Origin of the sequence: Microcystis sp. M44BS1 (assembly GCF_020244875.1) — a bacterium.
GTDB classification, from domain to species: Bacteria; Cyanobacteriota; Cyanobacteriia; order Cyanobacteriales; family Microcystaceae; genus Microcystis; species Microcystis panniformis.
Genome location: NZ_JADBVM010000012.1, coordinates 1 through 4,940, shown reverse-complemented (window position 1 = coordinate 4,940; position 4,940 = coordinate 1). Strand labels below are relative to the sequence as shown.

The following is a 4,940-nucleotide window of genomic DNA, read 5'->3' as shown; positions in this document are numbered from 1 at the left end:
GGAAATGGGGGAATGGGGGAATGGGGAAATGGGGAAATGGGGAAATGGGGAAATGGGGAAATGGGGGAATGGGGGAATGGGGAAATGGGGAAATGGGGAAATGGGGAAATGGGGAAATGGGGAAATGGGGGAATTTCAACTAAAACCCCAAAACCCTAAAACCCCAAAACCCTAAAACCCCAACTCTCAACTCCGGCCTCCTGACTCCTGACTCCTAGAGTAACTGATAACTGATAACTGATAACTGATAACTGATAACTGATAACTGATAACTGATAACTGAAAACATGGAAATATCAGAACTAAAAAAAGGCATCGAGATAGTAGGATCGCGCCTGGGTAAAACCCAGGACTATCTTTGACTTACCCACTTTAAGGGCCAAAATTAAAGACTTAGAACAGGTGGCAGCCGTCCCCACTTTTTGGGATAATCCCGATACTGCTCAAAAAACCCTGCAAGAACTAAACGAATGTAAATCTTATTTAGAAACCTATCAAAGTTGGTGTGAACAATTAGAAGATACCAAGGCAATTATCGAGTTATTAGAATTAGAATCCGATCGAGCTTTACTAGAAGAAGCAACGGACAATTTAACTCATTTACAGCATGACCTCGATCGCTGGGAATTGCAACAGCTTTTAAATGGTCCCTACGACGCAAAAGGAGCGGTTTTAACGATTAATGCGGGGGCCGGGGGAACCGATGCCCAAGATTGGACAGAAATGCTCCTGAGAATGTATTCTCGCTGGGCCGAGAAACAGGGATATAAAGTCACTTTAGCGGAAATATCAGAAGGAGATGAAGCGGGAATTAAATCGGTGACAATTGAAATTGCTGGAACTTATGCTTACGGTTATCTAAAAGGAGAAAAAGGCACCCATCGGTTAGTCAGAATTTCCCCTTTTAATGCTAATGGTAAACGTCAAACCAGTTTCGCCGGGGTGGAAGTGATGCCAATTTTGGGCGATGATGCGGTGAGGGTAGAAATTCCCGATAAAGATTTAGAAATTACCACCGCTAGATCGGGGGGAAAAGGTGGACAAAATGTTAATAAAGTGGAAACTGCCGTGCGTGTGGTTCATCTTCCCACAGGTATCGCTGTGCGTTGTACCCAAGAGCGATCGCAATTACAAAATAAAGAAAAAGCCCTAGCTTTATTAAAGGCGAAATTGTTAATTATCGCTCGGGAACAACAGGCTCAAGCGATCGCCGAAATTCGCGGCGATATGGTGGAGGCCGCTTGGGGCAATCAAATCCGTAACTATGTTTTTCATCCCTATCAATTGGTTAAGGATCTCCGTAGCAATGTGGAAACCACCGATGTTACTGGGGTAATGAATGGGGATTTAGATAGCTTTATTGAAGCCTATTTACGTTTGGGGGGTAACAGTGCGGGTTATACTGATTCCTAAGATGAGAGCAGCTCTATTTTCTCGCAAATTCTGTTCTTATTGGCTTGTCAAGCTCTTTGTCCTCTACTAAGAAGAAAAATCAATGGTTATTATCGAGATTACCAATGTGGAAGAAATATTAAGCGCAAAAATTGGCTCTTTCGCCGCTAAAATCGTTCAAGCTCTAGCAGATGATGAAGGGAAAGTGGAAGAGGTTCTCATCAAAGAATTACAGGCTAATTTTCAGGAAAGGGGGATTAAAGCTAATCTGTTTAGCGTCACTGGGTTAGATATGCTCGGCAATGGCAGGCTAGAAGTTAACGTTAATGTTCGTTCTGCTAATATGATGTCCTAAGAGAAGATGAAATCGGCAAAGGTTGGGTTAAATATAGTTAAACCCAACCTTATTTTGGTAGTTACCATCAAAACCAATGGCAGCGAAGAGCGAGGTTATAATAAACCAACAAAATGTAACGGTCCTTGACCGGTAATTAATTCGATAATAATTGCCAGAAAACCAATCATCGCTAATCGGCCATTCCACACCTCGGCTGCCGTGGTCATTCCCCATTCCCAACGCTCCTGGGGATACATTTTCATATTCGCTTTCGGACGGGTAATTTGCTCGAAAGTGGTGGGTTTTTCCTCTAGGGATTTTACCACTAACTGGGAGAGAGATTCGATAAACATCGGGTGAGTGTTAAGAGCCGGGACTCGCTGAAAATGTTCAATTCCCGCTTCTTCCGCCACTTCTCTGTACTCTATATCGATTTCTTGCAGAGTTTCGATGTGTTCCGAGACAAAGCTAATCGGCACGACCAATAAATTCTTAATTCCCTGCTCTCCCAGCCCTTTTAAAGCATCTTCCGTATAGGGTTTTAGCCATTCCACTGGACCGACGCGACTTTGATAGGCTAAAGTGTACTGATTGGGTCGGTTGAGTGTACGCATGATCGCCCTAGTGCATTCTTCAATTTCCCTTTGATAGGGATCTCCCGCTTCCTCCACATAACTTTGGGGGACACCATGGGCGCTAAAAAAGATATGTACTTGGTCAGGATTAGCACACTGCTCTAATTCTCGCGCAATCAGATCGGCCATAGCACCCAGATAAGTGGGATGATCGTACCAAGAGGGGATGAGAGTATATTCCGTTAAACGTAGATAGGGGTCCTGCTGCCACATTTCCTCCAGCACACGAAAACTGGAACCACTGGTACTGATCGAAAATTGGGGATAAAGGGGAAGAATAACTAATTTTTTGATATGATCCCGTTTAATCCGCTCGATCGCTTCTTCGGTGAAGGGATTCCAGTAACGCATCCCAATATAAACGCTCACCTCGCGCCCCATTTCCGCGAGACGTTGTTGCAGTGCCGTGGCCTGTGCTTCCGTAATCTTGAGTAAAGGGGAGCCACCGCCAATCTGACGGTAATTTTCTTGGGATTTACTCGCTCTTAGCGTCGATATTAACCAAGCTAACGGTTTTTGTAATCCTTTGATCGGTAAACGGATGATTTCTGGGTCAGAAAAAAGGTTAAATAGAAAAGGACGTACATCCTCTAACCGCTCTGGCCCACCCAAATTTAATAATAAAACCCCAACGCGACCCATAGTGTTAACAGATAATTTTTAAATTTTCAGATTCTTTACCAAGTTTAACAATATATCGGTGGAACCGTTAAAACAAATTACAGGCGACAGAGAACTTAATCAAATCTTGGAGGTTGATCTTGGCTACTATTTTACGTCCCCTCAGTTATCAATATCAATGGCTTTACGATGGTATCTCCCGTCTGGCTGCCCTAGCAGTGGGTGGTGAGTCACGTTTTCGGCAATTGGCCCTAGAAGGCTTAAAAATCGCTAAAAATGACCCTATCCTCGATCTCTGTTGTGGTGCGGGTCAAACCACCCGTTATTTAGTCCCCCTATCCGATCGCTGTACGGGTTTAGATGTCTCTCCCTTGGCCCTACAGCGAGCTAGTTTAGCGGTGCCGCAAGCGCATTATGTGGAGGGATTAGCCGAAAAAATGCCCTTTAGTGCCGGAGAATTCGCCCTTGTTCATACTAGTGCCGCTCTCCACGAAATGGAACCGGAGCAGTTAGAGGAAATCCTGAAAGAAGTGTATCGAGTTCTCAGACCGGGGGGAATTTTTGCCCTCGTGGATTTTCATCGACCCACTAACCCGCTTTTTTGGCCTTCTTTAGCCCTATTTTTGCAATTATTTGAAACCGATACCGCTTGGCAGTTTATCGATCGGGATCTGATCCGATCTTTACAGGCGATCGGTTTTCGTGATTGTCAACAAAAATTATACGCTGGGGGCAGTTTACAGGTGATTCAAGCGGTCAAGTAAAGGGATCGGCCGGGCAAGATTTTCAGGGGCAGTCGGTCATTTATACTAAAGAGGGAAGCTGAGTTCGATCGACTCGGTGCCAGTTATTTTTGAGAAGTAATGACTAGAGCAAAAATTCTACAACCCGGTTTAATTTTAGGGGATACGATTCTCGGTCTCACTCTGGAGATTTTGAGTCAGCATCGGATTAAGGGATTGATTCTCGATGTGGATGATACCCTTGTTCCCCTCCAGGAAACGGCGGTTTCTGACGACTTACAGCGTTGGGTCGATTCCTTGCGTCTTGATCTACCGATTTGGTTGGTCAGCAATAATCTCAGTGAAAATCGGATCGGTGCGATCGCTGATAATTTACAACTTCCCTACCTTCTCGGTGCGGTGAAACCCTCTCGACGCAAACTCCGGCAAGCGATGGCAGCCATGAGTCTCCCCCCCCAACAAATTGCCATGGTTGGCGATCGCTTGTTTACCGATGTTTTAGCGGGAAATCGTCTGGGAATGTTTACCATTCTGGTGAAACCAATGGTAAATCCCTTGACGGGGGGGCAAGCTTATCCAATCCACGATTTTGAGGTATGGATATCACAAATTCTCGGTGTTTCCCTCCATCCGCAGCATTACTTAATAAAACCTGACCAATCGTCACAGAAGTAAATATTAAAAAATAATTAAGTATAGAGGAAACGATGGAAAAGTAGGAAATACTATAGACAATTTGAAATGAGGTCAGCCGAGATAAAGACCTTAAATATATGAAAGTCAGTAGATAGAAGGTGCCAGTTTTTGCGGATATACGCCAAAAGCTGGCGCTACTGTTTTTGAGTTTTATCTGTTTGGATGTCATAGTTAGTAAAAGTATAGTCAAATATAGACAGACTGAATTCCATTTCAGAAATTCCCTTCACTTTTACTTCGAGAGATTAATTCTCCTTGGGTGAACTACGCACCTCTCTATCCCATAGCGGTTAAACGCATTTGGGAATGCTTTTCGTAAAATATTGTAGGAACATCTGACATCAGATTGAACCAGAATCCCCTTATCTGTACGATATAACCCTCGCGAAATTCTTTTTCCTGAAAAAACGGGTTTTTCAGTTATCTGTCCATAAACGGGGAGAGGATCGTCATTCAAAAAATTAGAAGCTGAGGTATAGGATTCTTCTTGAAGAATCACAGAGATTCCTTCTAATT

At 43.8% G+C, this 4,940-nt stretch carries 5 protein-coding genes and 1 pseudogene; 4 read left to right on the top strand and 2 right to left on the bottom strand.

Features of this window, described 5'->3' with window-relative positions; translation table 11 throughout:
- Nucleotides 1-287: 287 nt before the first annotated feature.
- Nucleotides 288-1,413 (top strand): peptide chain release factor 2 gene (gene prfB / locus IM515_RS00450; protein ID WP_287629133.1). Its coding sequence is split into 2 segments (ribosomal slippage): nt 288-359 and nt 361-1,413, totalling 1,125 coding nucleotides; the frame shifts between segments, so codons are not numbered across the junction.
- Between the two features lie 82 nt (nt 1,414-1,495).
- Nucleotides 1,496-1,747 carry a DUF8653 family protein gene (locus IM515_RS00445; RefSeq protein ID WP_002739055.1) on the top strand — a complete coding sequence of 84 codons (252 nt, stop codon included), beginning with the start codon at nt 1,496-1,498 and terminating at the stop codon, nt 1,745-1,747.
- A 95-nt stretch (nt 1,748-1,842) separates the two neighbouring features.
- Here IM515_RS00445 and hemH read toward each other — a convergent pair whose 3' ends face one another.
- Nucleotides 1,843-3,006 (bottom strand): ferrochelatase, encoded by a 1,164-nt coding sequence (hemH, locus tag IM515_RS00440; protein WP_287629132.1) that lies wholly within the window; start codon nt 3,004-3,006, stop codon nt 1,843-1,845.
- Between the two features lie 119 nt (nt 3,007-3,125).
- On the opposite strand from hemH, the gene IM515_RS00435 reads away from it, so the two are divergent.
- Nucleotides 3,126-3,749, top strand: coding sequence for a class I SAM-dependent methyltransferase (locus IM515_RS00435; RefSeq protein WP_287629130.1), 624 nt, complete (start codon nt 3,126-3,128; stop codon nt 3,747-3,749).
- Between the two features lie 99 nt (nt 3,750-3,848).
- Nucleotides 3,849-4,403, top strand: coding sequence for a YqeG family HAD IIIA-type phosphatase (locus tag IM515_RS00430; RefSeq protein ID WP_287629129.1), 555 nt, complete (start codon nt 3,849-3,851; stop codon nt 4,401-4,403).
- Between the two features lie 253 nt (nt 4,404-4,656).
- Here IM515_RS00430 and IM515_RS00425 read toward each other — a convergent pair.
- Nucleotides 4,657-4,940 (bottom strand): annotated as a pseudogene (locus tag IM515_RS00425) (RNA-guided endonuclease TnpB family protein); the annotation flags it as partial.